The organism is Jejuibacter sp. L23, assembly GCF_050815825.1.
Classification (GTDB): Bacteria; Pseudomonadota; Gammaproteobacteria; order Enterobacterales; family Enterobacteriaceae; genus Jejubacter; species Jejubacter calystegiae.
Genome location: NZ_CP138199.1, coordinates 227,270 through 245,067, shown reverse-complemented (window position 1 = coordinate 245,067; position 17,798 = coordinate 227,270). Strand labels below are relative to the sequence as shown.

The 17,798-nt window shown below is 57.6% G+C and carries 17 protein-coding genes; 2 read left to right on the top strand and 15 right to left on the bottom strand.

Annotation, left to right across the window (positions count from 1 at the left end; translation table 11 throughout):
• Nucleotides 1–42: 42 nt before the first annotated feature.
• Entirely contained in the window at nucleotides 43–2,304 is a 2,262-nt protein-coding gene (gene metE / locus SCU88_RS01130) for a 5-methyltetrahydropteroyltriglutamate--homocysteine S-methyltransferase (RefSeq protein WP_138095258.1), read from the bottom strand.
• Nucleotides 2,305–2,424: 120 nt separating this feature from the next.
• On the opposite strand from metE, the gene metR reads away from it, so the two are divergent.
• Nucleotides 2,425–3,378, top strand: coding sequence for an HTH-type transcriptional regulator MetR (gene metR / locus SCU88_RS01125; protein WP_175342032.1), 954 nt, complete (start codon nucleotides 2,425–2,427; stop codon nucleotides 3,376–3,378).
• Here metR and SCU88_RS01120 read toward each other — a convergent pair.
• The 6 genes from SCU88_RS01120 to pldA form a co-directional block, all read right to left on the bottom strand.
• Nucleotides 3,266–4,165, bottom strand: coding sequence for a carboxylate/amino acid/amine transporter (locus SCU88_RS01120; RefSeq protein WP_175342031.1), 900 nt, complete (start codon nucleotides 4,163–4,165; stop codon nucleotides 3,266–3,268). The genes metR and SCU88_RS01120 overlap by 113 nt on opposite strands.
• Before the next feature lie 93 nt (nucleotides 4,166–4,258).
• Nucleotides 4,259–5,065 (bottom strand): sugar/pyridoxal phosphate phosphatase YigL, encoded by an 807-nt coding sequence (gene yigL, locus SCU88_RS01115; RefSeq protein ID WP_175342030.1) that lies wholly within the window; start codon nucleotides 5,063–5,065, stop codon nucleotides 4,259–4,261.
• Between the two features lie 27 nt (nucleotides 5,066–5,092).
• Nucleotides 5,093–6,088 carry a lysophospholipase L2 gene (gene pldB, locus SCU88_RS01110; RefSeq protein WP_138095254.1) on the bottom strand — a complete coding sequence of 332 codons (996 nt, stop codon included), beginning with the start codon at nucleotides 6,086–6,088 and terminating at the stop codon, nucleotides 5,093–5,095.
• A 104-nt stretch (nucleotides 6,089–6,192) separates the two neighbouring features.
• Nucleotides 6,193–6,816 (bottom strand): threonine export protein RhtC, encoded by a 624-nt coding sequence (rhtC, locus tag SCU88_RS01105; protein WP_175342029.1) that lies wholly within the window; start codon nucleotides 6,814–6,816, stop codon nucleotides 6,193–6,195.
• A gap of 66 nt (nucleotides 6,817–6,882) precedes the next feature.
• Nucleotides 6,883–8,733 carry an ATP-dependent DNA helicase RecQ gene (gene recQ, locus SCU88_RS01100; RefSeq protein WP_175342028.1) on the bottom strand — a complete coding sequence of 617 codons (1,851 nt, stop codon included), beginning with the start codon at nucleotides 8,731–8,733 and terminating at the stop codon, nucleotides 6,883–6,885.
• 105 nt (nucleotides 8,734–8,838) lie between these two features.
• Nucleotides 8,839–9,708 carry a phospholipase A gene (pldA, locus tag SCU88_RS01095; protein ID WP_138095251.1) on the bottom strand — a complete coding sequence of 290 codons (870 nt, stop codon included), beginning with the start codon at nucleotides 9,706–9,708 and terminating at the stop codon, nucleotides 8,839–8,841.
• A 259-nt stretch (nucleotides 9,709–9,967) separates the two neighbouring features.
• On the opposite strand from pldA, the gene rarD reads away from it, so the two are divergent.
• A complete protein-coding gene (gene rarD / locus SCU88_RS01090; protein ID WP_175342027.1) occupies nucleotides 9,968–10,870 on the top strand; it encodes an EamA family transporter RarD in 903 nt (300 codons plus the stop codon).
• A 56-nt stretch (nucleotides 10,871–10,926) separates the two neighbouring features.
• On the opposite strand, the gene dinQ is transcribed toward rarD, so the two are convergent.
• From dinQ to dapF, 8 genes are all read right to left on the bottom strand, one after another.
• Nucleotides 10,927–11,007 carry a damage-inducible type I toxin DinQ gene (gene dinQ / locus SCU88_RS01085; RefSeq protein ID WP_138099129.1) on the bottom strand — a complete coding sequence of 27 codons (81 nt, stop codon included), beginning with the start codon at nucleotides 11,005–11,007 and terminating at the stop codon, nucleotides 10,927–10,929.
• A 172-nt stretch (nucleotides 11,008–11,179) separates the two neighbouring features.
• Nucleotides 11,180–12,130 (bottom strand): magnesium/cobalt transporter CorA, encoded by a 951-nt coding sequence (corA, locus tag SCU88_RS01080; protein ID WP_138095249.1) that lies wholly within the window; start codon nucleotides 12,128–12,130, stop codon nucleotides 11,180–11,182.
• A 151-nt stretch (nucleotides 12,131–12,281) separates the two neighbouring features.
• A complete protein-coding gene (ysgD, locus tag SCU88_RS01075; protein ID WP_421805413.1) occupies nucleotides 12,282–12,353 on the bottom strand; it encodes a YsgD/CorL family protein in 72 nt (23 codons plus the stop codon).
• Between the two features lie 57 nt (nucleotides 12,354–12,410).
• Nucleotides 12,411–14,573 carry a DNA helicase II gene (gene uvrD / locus SCU88_RS01070; RefSeq protein ID WP_138095248.1) on the bottom strand — a complete coding sequence of 721 codons (2,163 nt, stop codon included), beginning with the start codon at nucleotides 14,571–14,573 and terminating at the stop codon, nucleotides 12,411–12,413.
• A gap of 65 nt (nucleotides 14,574–14,638) precedes the next feature.
• Nucleotides 14,639–15,355 carry a 5-amino-6-(5-phospho-D-ribitylamino)uracil phosphatase YigB gene (yigB, locus tag SCU88_RS01065; RefSeq protein WP_138095247.1) on the bottom strand — a complete coding sequence of 239 codons (717 nt, stop codon included), beginning with the start codon at nucleotides 15,353–15,355 and terminating at the stop codon, nucleotides 14,639–14,641.
• Entirely contained in the window at nucleotides 15,355–16,251 is an 897-nt protein-coding gene (gene xerC, locus SCU88_RS01060; RefSeq protein ID WP_175342026.1) for a tyrosine recombinase XerC, read from the bottom strand. Before xerC ends, yigB begins: the two co-directional genes overlap by 1 nt.
• Complete coding sequence (locus tag SCU88_RS01055) at nucleotides 16,248–16,952, bottom strand: DUF484 family protein (RefSeq protein ID WP_175342025.1); 705 nt, start codon at nucleotides 16,950–16,952, stop codon at nucleotides 16,248–16,250. The genes xerC and SCU88_RS01055 overlap by 4 nt, the downstream gene beginning before the upstream one ends.
• A complete protein-coding gene (dapF, locus tag SCU88_RS01050; protein WP_175342024.1) occupies nucleotides 16,949–17,773 on the bottom strand; it encodes a diaminopimelate epimerase in 825 nt (274 codons plus the stop codon). The genes SCU88_RS01055 and dapF overlap by 4 nt, the downstream gene beginning before the upstream one ends.
• Between the last annotated feature and the right edge of the window lie 25 nt (nucleotides 17,774–17,798).

Genomic DNA, 17,798 nt, shown 5'->3' with positions numbered 1-17,798 from the left:
TCGTCCATGATGATGGGGCAAACTTTTCTGACCCTAATGGCCTCAGGCGTTACGCAGGTTCTGTGCCGCCTGAACCATATTCGCCAGAGCCGCACGGGTTTCCGGCCAGCCGCGGGTCTTCAGACCACAGTCCGGGTTCACCCACAGGCGCGCAGCAGGGATACGCTGTGCCGCCTTGTTCAGCAGCGCTTCGATCCAGTCCACATCCGGTACGTTAGGCGAGTGGATATCGTAAACGCCCGGCCCGATCTCATTCGGATATTCAAACTCTTCAAATGACTCCAGCAGTTCCATATCCGAACGGGAGGTTTCGATGGTAATCACATCGGCATCCAGTGCGGCGATGGAATCCATGATGTCGTTAAACTCGCAGTAACACATATGGGTGTGAATCTGGGTTTCGTCACGGGCCACCGCGGCATTAAGACGGAACGCGTCCACTGCCCATTCCAGATAAGCCTGCCAGTCGCCGCGCTTCAGCGGCAGTCCTTCGCGCAGCGCCGGTTCATCGATCTGGATGATACCGATGCCCGCCGCCTCCAGGTCCGCCACTTCGTCGCGCAGCGCCAACGCAATCTGCTTCGCGATGGTTTCGCGGCTGACGTCCTCACGCGGGAATGACCAGCAGAGAATGGTGACCGGGCCGGTCAGCATGCCTTTAACCGGCTTGTCGGTCAGAGACTGAGCGTAAGTCGCCCACTCAACGGTAATCGGCGCCGGGCGACTGACATCGCCAATCACGATCGGCGGCTTCACGCAGCGGGAGCCATAGCTCTGCACCCAGCCGTTCTGGGTAAAGACGAAACCGTCCAGATGTTCGCCGAAATATTCGACCATGTCGTTACGCTCGGCTTCACCATGCACCAGCACATCCAGCCCCAGACGCTCCTGCTCCTGAATGGCCTGCTTGATGTGCTCTGCGATGCCAGTGCGGTAGTTCCCGGCATCCAGACGCCCTTTTTTGAAGTCCAGACGCAGACCGCGGATCTCGGTGGTCTGCGGGAACGAGCCAATAGTCGTGGTCGGCCAGGCGGGCAGTTGAAAGCGCGCGCGCTGGGCTTCGGCCCGTACCGGGTACGGATTAGCACGCAGGCTGTCGCGCCCGCTGATAGCGGCCAGACGCTTTGCCACCGCTGCGTTATGCACTCGGGTGGAGTGACGACGAGCCTGAATTGGCGCGCTCCATTCATCGATCGCCGCAGTATCGCCGCTGTTCAGCGCATCGCGCAGCAGGGTAAGTTCCTGACACTTCTGCAGGGCAAACGCAAACCAGCTCTTCACTTCATCATCCAGGCGGGTTTCCACGCTGAGATCGATAGGGCTGTGCAGCAGCGAACAGGACGATCCCACCCAAAGCTCACGCGCGCCGACAACCTCTTTAATCTGGCTATATTTTTCCGTCAGGTCGGCACGCCATACGTTACGACCATTCACCAGGCCCGCGGAAAGCAGCCAGTCGGCAGGCAAACGCTGGTGCAAAGTATTTACGTCATCGCTGCCGTGGACCAGATCGACATGCAGCCCCTGCACCGGCAGCGCGGCAATGGTATCCAGGTTCGGCGTAATACCTTCAAAGTAGGTAGTCAGTAGCAGTTTGACCTGCCCCGCCAGCGCCTCATAGGCCGGTTGATAAGCATCCAGCCATTCGCGGGGCAGCTCCAGCACCAGCGCAGGCTCATCGATCTGTACCCACTCGATGCCACGCTTCGCCAGCTCTGCCAGCACCTGCTGGTAGACCGGCAGAATCTCGCTCAGCAGTGACAGACGATCGAAGGCCTCGCCTTTGACCTTGCCCAGCCACAGATAAGTGACCGGCCCCAGCAATACCGGCTTAACGTTGTGACCCAGCGCCAGCGCTTCATCGACTTCTTCCAGCAACTGATTCCAGGCCAGACGGAAATTTTGACCGCGAGTAAATTCCGGCACGATGTAGTGATAGTTGGTGTTAAACCACTTCGTCATTTCCGACGCCGCCGCAGGCTCGCCGCTCGGCGCACGACCGCGGGCAATACGAAACAGGGTATCGATATCGATCTGACCATCGGCATTCTGATGACGCGCCGGTACATTCCCCAACATCAGGCTGGTGGTCAGGACCTGATCGTACCAGGCGAAATCGCCGACCGGCAGCAGATCGATGCCGGCGTCTTTCTGCTGCTGCCAGTGGCGGGCGCGCAGTTCACGGCCGTTTTCCAGCAGCGCTTCACGGCTGCTGTTGCCAGCCCAGTAGCTCTCTTGCGCTTTCTTCAGTTCACGATGCAGGCCTACACGGGGGAAGCCAAGGGTATGGTTGCGGATGGTCATTGTCTTATCGCCTCTTATGAATCTTTATGATTTAGCCGTCCAGATGTTTACACATCCATATTTCCCCGATACTGTATATTCCTCAAGCGCAAAATGTTCATGGCGAAGTGAAGGACTTTCATGATTGAGATAAAACACCTGCGCACGCTGCTGGCCCTGCGCAATAACGGCTCCCTGGCAGGCGCGGCCGCCACGCTGCATCAGACGCAGTCGGCACTGTCGCATCAGTTTAGCGATCTGGAACAGCGGCTCGGCTTTCGACTGTTCGTTCGCAAAAGCCAGCCGTTGCGCTTTACGCCGCAGGGCGAGATTCTGTTGCGTCTGGCAGAGCAGGTGATGCCGCAAATCAGCCAGGCGCTACAGGCCTGCAACGAACCCCAGCAGACCCGGCTGCGGATCGCCATTGAGTGTCATAGCTGTATTCAGTGGCTGACGCCAGCGCTGGAGGCATTCCGCCAGCAGTGGCCTCAGGTAGAAATGGATTTTCGTTCTGGCGTGACTTTCGATCCCCAGCCTGCTCTACAGCAGGGGGAACTGGATCTGGTGCTGACTTCGGACATTCTGCCGCGCAGCGGCCTTCACTATTCGCCGATGTTCGATTTTGAGGTACGTCTGGTACTGGCCACCGATCACCCTCTGGCGGGCAGGCCGCAGATCTTGCCGGAAGATCTGAGCGACGAAACCCTGCTGATTTATCCGGTACAGCGCAGCCGCCTGGATATCTGGCGCCACTTCCTGCAACCGGCAGGCGTCAGCCCTGGGCTTAAGCACGTTGATAATACGCTGCTGCTGATTCAGATGGTGTCGGCGCGAATGGGCATTGCTGCCCTGCCACACTGGGTGGTGGAAAGCTTTGAACGCCAGGGTCTGGTGGTGACCAAAACCCTGGGTCAGGGATTATGGAGTCGACTTTACGCCGCCGTGCGCGACGGCGAGCAGCGACAGCCGGTGACTCAGGCCTTTATTCATTCGGCGCGCAACCACGCCTGCGATCACCTGCCGTTTGTGCGGAATGCGGAGCGACCCAACGGCGATGTACCCACAGAGAAAGCACTATTACCGTTCCCCCAATAAGAAAGCTCGGCCAGTGGGGCTGCTGCTGCCAGATAGCCAGATTGACCAGTAGCCCCGCCGGAACATGCATATTGTTCATGATCCCCAGGGTTCCTGCATCCACCTGAGTGGCACCGTAGTTCCACATAAAGTAGCCCAGGCCCGAAGCCACCACCCCAAGCCAGACCAGAATCCCCCACTGTAGCGAGGTTTCCGGCAGGTTCTGAGGATCCCCCAGCGCCAGCCAGGCCAACAGCGCGACGATAAATGCCCCCAGATAGAACCAGGAAAAGGCGCAGTGCTGCGGCATGGGGTCAACCTCCATCAACCGCTTGTAGCCCACCATGCCGATGGCGAAGCTGATGTTGGCGAGCTGTACCAGTAACAGCCCGGTCCAGAAATGGTCGCTGACGCGGTCATAGCGAATAATCGCCGCCCCCGCCACCGCCAGCAGCGCGCTCAACACATAACCCCAGCGTAGCCTGCGACCGCTAATCAGGTCATAAATCAAGGTGATATACAGCGGTGTCAAAACGGTGAACAGCAGGAATTCCGACACCGTCAGATACAGGTAGGCCTGGAAGCTCAGCAGATACATGATCCCCAGCTGCATTGCGCCCACCAGCATATACCGCCCCAGCGTTTTCAGGCGATAGCCGCGGATACGCAGAAACGGCAGGAATACCAGCGCAGCCAGCCCCACTCGCATCAACACGGAAAAGTAGCTGTCGACGTGACCAGCAAGATATTCGCCGATCAGGCTAAAGGAAAATGCCCACAAAATAGTGGTAATGATGAGTAATGCCACTGTAACGGTCTCTTCGCCCGGGAAAAGAGGCCATTGTAGCGAAGCCCGCAAGCGCGGGCGCGACTATTTAGTTGACGAGTGGTTGCTATTTAATCAATCATCATTCAGATAGAGCTGCCGCAAATAATGCGGTACGGCGTTATCGCCATTAGTGCCGATCACTTCCTGTTCTGGTAACAGATCCTTCAGGCGCTGGTGGGCATTGCCCATAATGCAACCCTTACCGGCCATGGTCAGCATCTCTTTATCATTCATACCATCGCCAAAGGAGATACAGTCTGCAAGCCCATAGCCCATGCCGTTTGCCACCGCTTCCAGGGCATGGCCTTTCGAAACGCCGCCGGCCATCACTTCCAGGCAGGTCACCGTCGAGAAGCTGACGTTAACCCGGTCGCCCCAGCGCGCATTAATCGCCTGTTCCAGCGGCAGCAGCTTATCGTGATCTTCACAGGTGAAGAAGACCTTGCTCACCCCTTCCGGCGCCAGCAGACCCGGTTGGTAGACGTTATAGCGGAACACCGCCTCCTGAAAATATTTCATATCTTCCGGGCGATGGCGGCTGATAAACCATTCGTCATCGCGATAAACGTTGGTGACGATCTCAGGATCCTGATACATCATGACAAACAGATCGCTGGCGATATCCTGATCCAGATCGTGAGAGAAGAGCAGTTTACCGTCGGCATCATGTACCCGCGCGCCGTTAGAGGTGATCATGCAGGCGCGGATCCCCAGACTGTCGCGGATCTGGCCGACATCGATATAGTGGCGTCCGGTGGCGAACACAAAGTGCAGACCGCGTTCGGTCAGCAGCTTCAGGGTCTCCCGTGCGTAAGGTGAAAGGCGGTGGTCAGGGGACAGCAGAGTGCCATCCAGATCGGACGCAATAATCGGGTACATAAAAAAAGTTCTACCTTATCAATCAAATCATTGGTTGTGGTTGTCGAAGAAATCGACGATGGCGTTTAACGCCCCGGCCCGCATAGCGTCCTTTTCAAACAGGATCTCATGCCATGCGCCGTTAATCATCAGCGGTTTCTCCCCTTCACAGGGATGACCCGCTTCGGCTCGCAGTTCGCAAAAACGATCGTGCATACGGTTATCCACCACCCTATCGTCTTCTGCCTGAATCAGTAACATCGGCGTGGTGACTTCAGCGGCCCCTGCCAGTACCTGTTCACCCGCGAGGATCCCTTCACGTACCCAGTGCCAGGTAGGTCCCCCTACCCGTAGCCCGGGCTCATCGGCATAAAAACGTAGATTGCGGCGATAGCGAACCCGGCTATGGGTCAAGACGTTCAGGGGGAACGGGAGTGGGCGCCAGCGGCCGGTGCCGATAGCGTAATCCTCGCGAACCCGCTGGTGACCTTCGGCCCAGTCCAGCAGATGGCGCACCATCCAGTCCGGCAACCGGATGATAATACCAAACATCGGCGCGCAGAGCGCCACGGCATCGAACGCCTGGGGATTACGTTGCAGGAACAGCGTGGTAATGGCGCCGCCCATGGAGTGAGCCAGCGCATAGCGCTTACGCCATGGCCCTTCAGCAATTTCGCGCTGCCACAGGCGTTCCAGGTCATCCACGTAGTCACTGAAGTGCACCACGTGACCCCGATGGGTGTCAGAGAGCATACGCCCGGAGCGCCCCTGCCCCCGGTGATCGATAATCAGCACATCGAAGCCGCAGTGGAACAGATCGTAGGCCAGCTCGGCGTACTTCACATAGCTTTCGATCCGTCCTGGCGAAACCAGAATTACCCGATCATGGCGGGCAGAACGAAAGCGCACAAAACGCAGCGGAATACCGTCCACGCCAGCCAGTTCGCACTCTTCCCGCTGCTGCCAGAACGCGGCCAGGGGTCCCATGGCAAATGCCGCGAACGTTTTTTCCCTTCTTAACCAGCTCTCTCTGTGCTGTGACATAGACCCGATTGCGCCTCCGCATGCCGCCAGAAATATAATGAGTCTATTCTGACATAAACAGTAGGAAGCAGAGGAACCTTATGAGCGGCCCCTGCGCTCTGGCCTTAGCGGGAAAGAATAAGGTGAACGCCAAATCCGGCGAACAGCGCGCCGGCCACACCATCGATCCAACGCGCCAGCTTCTGATAGCCGCGGCGCATTTTGGGCGGCGCAAAAACGCTCGCCACCAGGGTAAACCAGGCGAAAGTTTCCAGGGTTATCAGCGCGAAGATGCCCCATCGTGCGGAAGTACCGACGCTATCGCCAACAAACAGCGAAAAGATACTGCCGAAGTAGATTATCGCCTTCGGATTCGCCAGGTTGGTGAGCAGACCTTTAATAAAGCTTTTTCCGCCGCGGGCCAGCGCCGCCTGGGGTTCCGCTGCCGTGACCTGACCGCGCCGCTTCAGGGCGCCGCGCAGCATCTGCCAGCCCATCCAGCACAGATAAAGACCACCGCCCACCATAATGACGGTATGCAACCAGGCCATTTTCGCCAGAATCAGATTCAGCCCCAGTAGTGCCAGCGCCGACCAGACCATTACGCCGCCGGTAATGCCCAGTACGCCAAGCATCGCCTCCTTGCGGGAACGGCTTAACGCAGTCTGGGAAACGAAAAAGAAATCGGGGCCGGGGCTCATCAGTGCCACAATGTGCACCAGCGCCACCGTCAGAAATAACATCAGCATAGGATCGCTCGGGAAAAATCAGAGATATTTACCATAGCATGAGCTTATGGCCCCTACCAGACTGGCTCAGGCAAAAGGGGAATAACCGTCCTGCTCATCCTCACCGTCGACGTGCTCGCGAATCAGCGTCATAAACGGACGACCAAAGCGTTCCAGCTTGCGGGTGCCCACACCGTTAACGCCAAGCATCTCGCCAGGGCTTAACGGCATCTGCTCCGCCATCTCGATAAGCGTTGCGTCGTTAAATACCACATACGGCGGAATGTTCTCTTCATCGGCGATCGCTTTACGCAGCTTACGCAATTTAGCGAACAACTTACGATCGTAGTTGCTCGCCGTCGCCCGCTGGCTGACCCGGGGCTTTAATGCCTGTACCCTCGGCACCGCCAGCATCAGCGGCGACTCGCCACGCAGCAGCGGACGTGCCGCTTCGGTGAGCTGAAGCGCAGAATGGCTGGCGATATTCTGGGTGACGACACCCAGATGAATCAACTGACGAATCACGCTCACCCAGTGTTCATGGCTGTGTTCCCGGCCAATACCGTAGACCGGTAACTTGTCGTGCTGTAGTTCACGGATGCGCTGATTATTAGCGCCGCGCAGAACCTCCACCACGTAACCCATCCCAAAGCGCTGATTAACGCGATAAATGGTAGAAAGCGCCTTCTGGGCATCCACTAGCGCATCGTAGCGCCGTGGCGGATCGAGGCAGATATCGCAGTTGCCGCAGGGCTCCTGACGCCCTTCACCAAAGTAGTTGAGCAGCACCAGGCGGCGGCAGGTCTGGGCCTCGGCAAAAGCGCCCATGGCGTTAAGCTTGTGACGTTCAATATCCTGCAACTGTCCGGCAGGTTTCTCTTCCAGACAGCGACGCAGCCAGGCCATATCCGCCGGATCGTAAAACAGCATGGCTTCAGCAGGCAGGCCATCGCGCCCGGCGCGGCCTGTCTCCTGGTAGTAGGATTCGATATTACGGGGGATGTCGAAATGCACCACGAAACGGACGTTGGGTTTATTGATGCCCATTCCAAAGGCCACCGTCGCCACCACGATCTGCAAATCGTCGCGCTGGAATTTCTCCTGCACCTCGGCGCGCACGGCGTTATCCAAGCCCGCGTGGTAAGCCCCGGCGCTGATTCCCCGACTTTGCAGACGGGCGGCGGTGTCTTCCACCTTCGAACGGCTGTTGCAGTAGATAATGCCGGACTTACCGCGCTGATCCTGCACGTAGCGCATCAGCTGTTCGAGGGGCTTGAACTTCTCCATCAGCATATAGCGAATGTTAGGACGGTCGAAGCTGCTGACCTGAATCAGGGGGTCGTTCAGCCCCAGCAGGCGGACGATATCACGCCGGGTGGTGTCGTCCGCCGTTGCGGTCAGCGCTACAAAAGGCACCTGCGGCAGGCGAGCGCGTAGCTGGCCCAGAGTCGCATACTCAGGGCGGAAGTCGTGCCCCCATTGGGAGATACAGTGCGCTTCATCCACCGCCAGCAGCGACAGATTCCAGTGGCTGAGCCGTTCGATGAAGTTATCCATCATCAGCCGTTCAGGGGCGATGTACAGCAGGCGCACCTCGCCGCTGTGGCAGCCCGCCAGTACCGACTGCTGCTCTTCACGACTCTGCGTGGAGTTCAGACAGGCAGCGGCCACGCCGTTTGCCAGAAGCTGATCGACCTGATCTTTCATCAGAGAGATGAGCGGCGAAACCACCACCGTCAGGCCATCAAGCACCAGCGCAGGTATCTGGTAACAGAGAGACTTACCGCCGCCGGTGGGCATCACCACCAGGCAGTCGCGCCCTTCCAACACCGTGTTGATGATGGTCTCCTGACCTGGGCGGAACTGCTGATAGCCGAAGGTTTCCTGAAGCACCTGTGCCGCAAGCCGCTCCTGATTAATAACTTCCGCCTGCGCCACGCGCCCCCCATCAACTAAAAAAACTCAGGCGCTATTGTCAGCGCCTGAGAGTCAAACTGCAATGATTTATCCCGTCATGATGACTTTACTTCGATACGTCTCGCATCACAGGATGTCGTTAAGCATCACCCCAATTCCGACTCGGGTCTGGTTATAGTTGTAGTCGATAAGCGATTCGCCATAACCGCTGTAGACCTGGCCGTAGAGGCGGACGTGTTTGGTAATAGGGTAGCTCAGACCCAGCTCGGCGCCGCCGTAACCGGTGTTCCAGTTGTATTGTCCTTTGGCGCTCATCACCAGATCGCCCAGCGAGTAACCCACGCGCAGCTGATAGTAGCCCATATATTTAGTGATATCGGGGTTATCATCTTTATCACCTACGGTGAGCCAGGGTTTCACTTCCACCAGCCAGTTGCCATTTTCAGCCATCAGGCGGGTATACAGGCGGTTCCAGCTGCGGGAAGTGGGTTCAGAGTGACCATTGGATTGGTGATTAAAGCCGTATTCCACATCACGCAGCGTCCAGCCTGCAAACTCATAGTCGGTGGCGAAGCCCAGGAACAGTTGCGGCTCGTAGTTGTTTTCACGAAACGGTGATGAATGGTCGCTGTTGGAAAGCTGCCACCAGGAGCGCTGGGTATAAGAAGCGGCCAGCACGGAATTATCCCCGGCAATACCACGCCAGATAGGGAAAGCCAGGCTGAGCTGAAATTTCACCTCATCCTTTTTCGCATCATGGCCCCAGTCGTAGGAATCAATCGCTTTTTTATTAATGCGATCGGTATAGGTATAAAGTAAATAGTTACTGTCGTAAGGATAGAGCGTGAAGGGATTTTCATGCTCCTGAAGCAGGTTAGCGATAATACTGCCGCGTACTGCCGGCTTATCGTGGACCTTTGTGATCGTCGCTTCCTCTGCGATTGCCGCATAAGGCAGTAAGCCCGCCACTACTACACCACCCAACAATTTGCGCATTAGCACTGTTCTCCTGAACAACAAAAGGGTCAAAGGTTTTTTCCTGCCTGCATTCTACAGAATTACCTCATATGATTTACCAGTAGATTCTTAATAAATTGCAAAGATTCGCTCTCCGGCACGTCAGGGCGTTCAGGCTTTATCCTGGCGCAGCATAAAAACAAAAGGTACGACCTACTTGCCAGTCCCATTATCGGCTTATATGGTGTTGATCCTTCTGGTGCCTTTTTCGGCGCCGATTTTTTCTTCAGGGTTGGTTATGGATGCGAAACAGACGCGGCTTGGGGTTATGCTGGCCCTTGCCGCTTATTTTATCTGGGGAATAGCCCCGGCCTATTTTAAGTTTATCGATTATGTTCCGGCCGACGAGATTCTGACGCACCGCGTTATCTGGTCATTTTTCTTTATGGTGGCGCTGGTTGCGCTGGGCCGCCAGTGGAAGAAAGTACGCGCTATTGCGCAAACCCCGGTAAAAGCACTGTGCCTGGCGTTAACGGCAGTGCTGATCGGCGGTAACTGGCTGCTGTTTATCTGGGCCGTGAATAATCACCACATGCTGGAAGCGAGCCTCGGTTATTTTATTAATCCGCTGGTGAACGTGCTGCTGGGCATGCTGTTTCTGGGAGAGCGTTTTCGCCGTATGCAGTGGCTGGCAGTGCTGCTGGCGGTCTGCGGCGTGCTGGTGCAACTCTGGAGTTTCGGCTCGCTGCCCATCATTGGCCTGGGGCTGGCGTTCAGCTTCGCCTTCTATGGGCTGCTGCGTAAAAAGATAGCCGTGGATGCCAGTGCCGGTATGCTGATCGAAACGCTGTGGCTGCTGCCGGTCGCTGCAGTCTATCTGTTTGGCTTTGCCGACAGCCCCACCAGCCATATGGGCAATAACTCTCTGTCGCTGAACCTGTTACTGATAGCGGCAGGCATTGTGACCACCGTGCCGCTACTGTGCTTTACCGGTGCCGCCACCCGCCTGCGGCTGTCGACGCTCGGTTTCTTCCAGTATATCGGCCCTACCCTGATGTTCCTGCTGGCGGTGACGTTCTACGGCGAAACACCAGGGGCCGATAAGATGGTCACCTTCGCCTTTATCTGGGCCGCGCTGGCGCTGTTTATTATGGACGCCATCTACACCCAGGGAAGGTTGCGTAAGAGTGCGGTAATCTGAAATGTTAAAGGGCAGGAAGTGGTGGCTTCCTGCCCTTAGTTACGTTTCCGCTATCGTCAGAACAACAGCAACAAATAACGAATCAGCTCCAGTAGCGCAATAAGCGCCCCCAGAACGATGATTGCTTTATCAATCACCCGCTTTTCTCCATGATGGAGTGAGCAATCACCGCTTACCCTTACATTGCCTGTCACAGTGCTGCGCTTAGTTGTTAGTTGAATGCGGTCTCACCCGGTCAGAGTTACCAGCTTCACACCGGGAAAATAAAAAAACCGACCTCACCAGTCGGTTTTTTTATGCCTGAAACGCTTACAGCCAGTTTTTACGTTTGAAGTAAAGATATGGCGCCAGCCCCGCCAGAATCATCAGCACAATCGCTCCTGGATAACCGAAGCTCCAGTGCAGCTCCGGCATAAATTCGAAGTTCATCCCGTAGCTGGATGCCACCAGGGTCGGCGGCAGGAACACCACCGAAACCACCGAGAAGATCTTGATGATGCGGTTCTGATCGATATTGATAAAGCCCATGGCCGCCTGCATCAGGAAGTTCACCTTCTGGAACAGCGACTCATTGTGCGGCAGCAGGGATTCGATATCGCGTAGGATCTCGCGCGCCTGTTCCAGCTGGTTCCCCGGCAGCCGCGTCTTACGCACCAGAAAGTTCAGGGCGCGCTGGGAATCCATCAGACACAGCCGCACCTTCCAGCCGATATCCTCCAGCTCCGCCAGGGTGGAGAGCGCCTCGTCAAACTCATCGCCCTGCCGCTTTTCCATAATGACGCGGCTTAGCTTTTCCAGATCGCTGTAGATGTTTTCTATCTCATCCGCCAACTGCTCCACTTTAGTTTCGAACAGATCCAGCAGCAGTTCGTAAGCGTTGCCATCCATCATCTGCTGGTTACGGGCGCGCATGCGGTAGAGTCGGAAAGCGGGCAGTTCGCGCTCGCGCAGAGTGAACAGGCGATCGTTGCGAATGGTGAAGGCCACCGTCGAGTTACCGGCGTGGTCTTCGGCATCTTCATAAAAGAAGAAGGAGTGGATGTGCAGGCCGTCTTCGTCTTCAAAGAAACGGGCCGATGCTTCAATGTCTTCCAGTTCCGGGCGGGTGGCCAGACTCTGGCCCAACTCGGTCTGTACACGCTGACGCTCTTCGTCTTCCGGTTCGATCAGATCGACCCAGACGGAGTTGTTCAGGGGGGCATCCTCATCCAGTTCCAGACGGGACAGACGGTTTTTTTCCAGTTGAAATGCGCTCAGCATGACCAGAACTCCCAATGCAGAAAATCAGGACAGGTTCGCAGGGCACACAGAAACGGTCACGACATGACCATTCAACGTGACTGACTCAGAGCGACAGGAGGAATAATGGGTCGCCGACAACCGCTAAGGCCATCAGCATATGAGGAAAGCCTTAGGAGTTGTACCTGGATACCAGGTGATTGAGCCAGTATCGACTGGGTGTGTCCAAGGCGAATGTCCTCATAAGTTATAATCGTGCGCGCATGTTACGCCAGCCTCAACAAAGCGTCAACAGACGGATTTATACCGTCTCCAGGCGCGCATAGGCTGCAACCAACCATTTAATCCCCTGCCCCTGAAAGGCCACCTGAATGCGGCTGTGTTCCCCGCTGCCTTCCAGATTAACGATAGTCCCTTCACCGAATTTCGGGTGGCGAACGCGCTGGCCCAGGGTGTAGCCAGTGTCGTTGCTGGTCAGCGGCGTGGTGGTACGCTGGGCCGCGACCGGGCGGCTGACGGTGGCTCGTAGCCGGACTTCTTCCACGCACTCCGGCGGCAGTTCGCCGATAAAGCGCGACGGGCGGTGATAAGCCTCTTTACCGTACAGACGGCGAGTTTCAGCGTAAGTAATGGTCAGTTTCTGCATGGCGCGGGTCACCCCCACATAGGCCAGTCGACGCTCCTCTTCCAGACGGCCGCCTTCATCCAGCGACATCTGGCTCGGGAACATCCCCTCTTCCATCCCGACAATAAAGACCTGCGGGAACTCCAGCCCTTTGGCTGAGTGCAGGGTCATAAGCTGTACGGCATCCTGCCAGGTGTCCGCCTGACCTTCACCCGCTTCCAGCGCGGCATGGGAAAGGAAAGCCTGAAGTGGCAGCAGATCTTCGTCCTCATCCTGATAGCTGAACTGGCGCGTCGCCGTGACCAGTTCCTCCAGGTTTTCAATTCGGGTCTGGCCTTTCTCACCCTTCTCCTGCTCGTACATGATCCACAACCCGGAGTCTTTAATAACCCGGTCAGTCTGAACGTGCAGCGGCATATCCGCCGTTTCCTGGGCCAGGGCGTCAATCAGCTCCATAAAACGCGTCAGCGCCGAGGCGGCGCGGCCAGCCAGGGAGCGTGCCTGCAACAGCTGGCGGCAGGCCTGCCACAGCGTCAGCTGACTGTCGCGGGCGGTCTGACGCACCACGTCCAGGGTACGATCGCCAATGCCGCGGGTCGGGGTGTTAACCACCCGCTCGAAGGCCGCATCATCGTTACGGTTGGCGATCAAACGTAGATAGGAGAGCGCATCCTTAATCTCCTGGCGTTCGAAGAAGCGCATTCCGCCGTAGATACGGTAAGGCATACTGCCCTGCAGTAACGCCTCTTCCAGAACGCGCGACTGGGCATTGCTGCGATACAGGATGGCGCACTGGCTGAGCGGGCTGCCCCCCTCCTGCCAGGCCTTGATCCGGTTGACCACAAAGCGGGCTTCATCCAGCTCGTTAAAGGCACAGTAGAGTGAGATCGGTTCACCATCGCTGCCATCGGTCCAGAGGTTTTTCCCCAGACGTCCGGCGTTATGGGCGATCAGGGCGTTAGCCGCACTCAGTATGGTATTGGTGGAGCGATAGTTCTGCTCCAGACGAATGGTCTCAGCGCCCGGGAAATCATTCAGAAAGCGCTGGATATTTTCCACCTGGGCACCACGCCAGCCGTAAATGGACTGATCGTCATCGCCGACGATCATCACCTTACCGGTATCGCCCGCCAGCAGGCGGATCCAGGCGTACTGAATGCTGTTAGTATCCTGGAATTCGTCCACCAGAATATTGGTGAAACGTTCGCGGTAGTGGTTAAGGATATGCGGTTTGTTCAACCACAGCTCGTGGGCTCGCAGCAGCAGCTCAGCGAAATCCACCAGCCCGGCGCGATCGCAGGCTTCCTGATAGGCCTGATAGACCTTCTGCCAGGTCTGCTCCACCGGGTTGCCATAGCTTTCAATATGCTGCGGACGTAGCCCCTCATCCTTTTTGCCGTTGATGTACCACATCGCCTGACGCGGCGGCCACTGCTTTTCATCCAGATTCATGGCGCGAATCAGGCGCTTAAGCAGCCGCAGTTGATCCTCACTGTCCAGAATCTGAAAATCCTGGGGCAGACCGGCATCCATATGGTGGGCGCGCAGCAGACGGTGCGCCAGGCCGTGGAAGGTACCGACCCACATGCCCCCCTGACTGGTACCTACCAGCTCACCGATACGGTGGCGCATTTCCGCCGCCGCCTTGTTGGTGAAGGTCACCGCCATAATGGAGTACGGCGAGCAGTTTTCCACCGTCATTAGCCAGGCGATGCGATGCACCAGAACGCGGGTCTTACCACTACCTGCCCCGGCCAGCACCAGCATATTGCTGCGCGATGCGGCCACGGCTTCGCGCTGTTTATCGTTGAGGCTGTCGAGCAGGTAAGAAACGTCCATTGGCACCGCCGAAATAGTGGAAGAAGGTCCGCAGACCCCTGGATTTTTATACAGAGCTGGCTGAATTATATCAGCGCGGTGAGGGATGCCAACCGCGAAATTTCCAGGTGCGGCAGCAATCGGGCATCGCTGGCCCGCATCAGCGAGCGCTGATTAAGGTTGATCCAGCAGGCCTGAACGCCGCTGCGAATCGCCCCCGCCACATCGGTGGTCAGGTCATCGCCCACGTGCAGAATCTGTTCCGGTGCCAGCGCCAGTTTGTCTGCCGCCAGTTGGTACATATCGGCAAAGGGCTTAGCGCGACCGTCTGGTCCAGCCCTCAGTACAAACTGGAAATATCCCCCCAGCCCGAATAGTTCAGGATCGGCATTGCCATTGGTGACAGCCACCAGCGGCCACTTTTCCGCCAGTCGCGCCAGAGTATCAAAGGTCTCCTGGGGGACATCAATGCGACTGCGCCACTGAGCAAAGTTTTCCATCACAGCGTCGGCCCCCCGGGCGGCCGCTTCCGGCGCCAGCCCCGCCTGACGCATCAGGCGTTCAACGGCGCGCCAGCGCCAGCGAGTCACGTCGTGAAAAATATCCGGCTCTTCCTGGCGCAGTTGCTGCCGCAGTTGCAGGAACGCAGGCCCGGAAAGTTTGTTCAGTTCCGGGTGGTAACGGCGGATAAAGTCCAGTGACTCCTGCTCGGTGCGCTGAATCACCGGGCCGTTATCGTAAAGCGTGTCGTCCAGATCGAAGGTTAACGCCGCGATGGGTCCCAGTGGACGATAAAAATGCATCAGTGTTTCCCCCGTTTGGCCCGTGGATGGGCGGCATCATAAACCGCGGCCAGATGCTGGAAATCGAGATGGGTATAGATTTGGGTGGTGGAGAGGTTGGCATGCCCCAGCAGCTCCTGTACTGCACGCAGATCCCCGCTCGACTCCAGCATATGGGTCGCGAAAGAGTGGCGCAGTTTATGAGGGTGCACGTGCGCATTCAATCCCTGTTTCACGCCCCATTCGGCAAAGCGCTTCTGCACATTGCGGGTAGAGATACGTTTACCCTGGCGCGCCAGGAACAGCGCGTCATCTTCCGGCCCGAACAGTTCCCGCAGATCGAGCCAGTGCTCGATCCAGGTGACGGCGCTGCGGCCAATGGGCAGGCGCCGCTCCTTGCTTCCTTTCCCCACCACCCAGACCTCGCCGCTGGCCAGGTCCAGATCTTTCAGGTTCAGATTCACCAGTTCGGAAAGACGCAGTCCGGCGCCGTACATCACTTCCAGCATCGCCCGGTCGCGCACCGCCAGCGGATCGTTGATGTCGATCTCCAGCAGACGGTTAACGTCATCCACTTCGATATTCTTCGGCAAATGGCGTGGCGCTTTCGGCGCCTGAACGCCCCGGGCCGGGTTCGCGGACAATACCCCCTGACCCACCAGCCAGTCCAGCAGGCTACGCAGGGCCGACAGACGCAGCGCAAGGCTGGCGGCCTGTAAACCATCACGACGACTGCTGACCGCCAGTGAGCGTACGGCGGCAACATCGCAGCGCGGCCATTCGTGGATACCGCGCTGTTCCAGCATCCGGACAACAGTCTCCAACTGGCGGCCATAATTGAGTAACGTCATAGGGCTAAGCTGGCGCTCCACTTTCAGGTAGCGCAGGAAGCTATCGACGCCGTTTTGCAAGCTCACAGCCGTTCTATCCAACGCTCAAGCACTGCGGGCAGCATTTGCGCCAGCGCCTGTAACAGCTGCGTTCCCTGCCCGGCCTGGTAATGCTGGGGATCGCGACTGGTAAAGATCACCACGCCGAGATCGCCATCGCGCCCCATCAGGGACATCGCCACCGAGCCTACGGCCATCGACTGAGGCAGCATCACCAGCAGTTCAGGGCCATTTAGCGGCCCCAGATAGTGGCGCTCATCGCCAAAGCGCTGAATACGCAGCGGCTCAAACGCCTGCCGATTAAGTGCCAGATGCGTAAAGCTGGACGGCGCGCCAATGCGCCAGCGTTCGGGGAAGAGTCGGATATGGGCGCCCGCCAGCCCCAGCTCCCGCGCCCAGCGATGCAGGCGATTCAGAAGCTCCTCCAGGCTGTCGGCGGAAGCCAACCTTGCCTGCAGGGTCAGCAAGCTGGAAAACAGCCCTTCATTGACGCTGGCCTGCTCCATCAGCAGGCCGATGTTCTGTTCCAACTGGCCGATATAGTTGCGCGCCCGGGCCATATGCCACTCCACCAGCGACACGGTACCGCGCACCGGATGCGGCACCCGCATCTGTTCGACCAGGTGGGCATTGCGAATAAAGAAATCAGGATGGCGCAACAGGTATTCGCTTACCGCGCTGTCGTCCAGTTCCGTCAGGCTCTCCTGCTGTTCACCGGCGTTCTTCATAGGTGTATGAATCCATCGTAAACATGGGTCGCCGGCCCGGTCATGTACAGTGCATTACCGGGCCCTTTCCAGGCGATATCGAGCCGCCCGCCGGGCAGATCGACACGTACCTGTTCGTTTAATAAACCTTGTTGAATTCCGACTGCGACCGCCCCACAGGCGCCGCTGCCGCAGGCCTGGGTTTCGCCAGCGCCACGCTCATACACCCGCAGGCGAATGTGCTGACGGCTGACCACCTGCATAAAGCCGATGTTGGCGCGTTCGGGAAAGCGTTCATGGCTCTCCATCGCCGGTCCCAGGATTTCAACCGGCGCGCTATCCACATCATCCACCGGAATGACCGCATGGGGATTACCCATGGAGACCACTCCACACAGCACCGTCTGTTCGGCGGCGCGCATGATGTAGGTTTTCTCCGCTTTATTGGCGCGAAACGGCACCTGGGCAGGCTCGAAATCCGGCTCGCCCATATTGACCCGCACCAGCTCGTTCTCGGTAACGCTTAGTACCATGCGTCCTTTGGCGGTACTGACCCGGATATCCCGCTTATTGGTCAACCCTTTCAGGCGCACGAAACGGGCGAAACAGCGAGCGCCGTTGCCGCACTGAGCCACTTCGCTGCCGTCTGCGTTAAAGATCCGATAGTGAAAGTCGAGATCGGGATCGTAGGGGGGTTCCACCACCAGCAGTTGATCGAACCCCACGCCCAGATGACGATCCGCCAGACGGCGGATCAGCTCAGGGGAGAAAAAGACATTCTGCGTTACCGCGTCGACGACCATAAAGTCGTTGCCAAGGCCATGCATTTTGGAAAACTGCATTCTCTGCTCCATTTAGCGCGGTGAC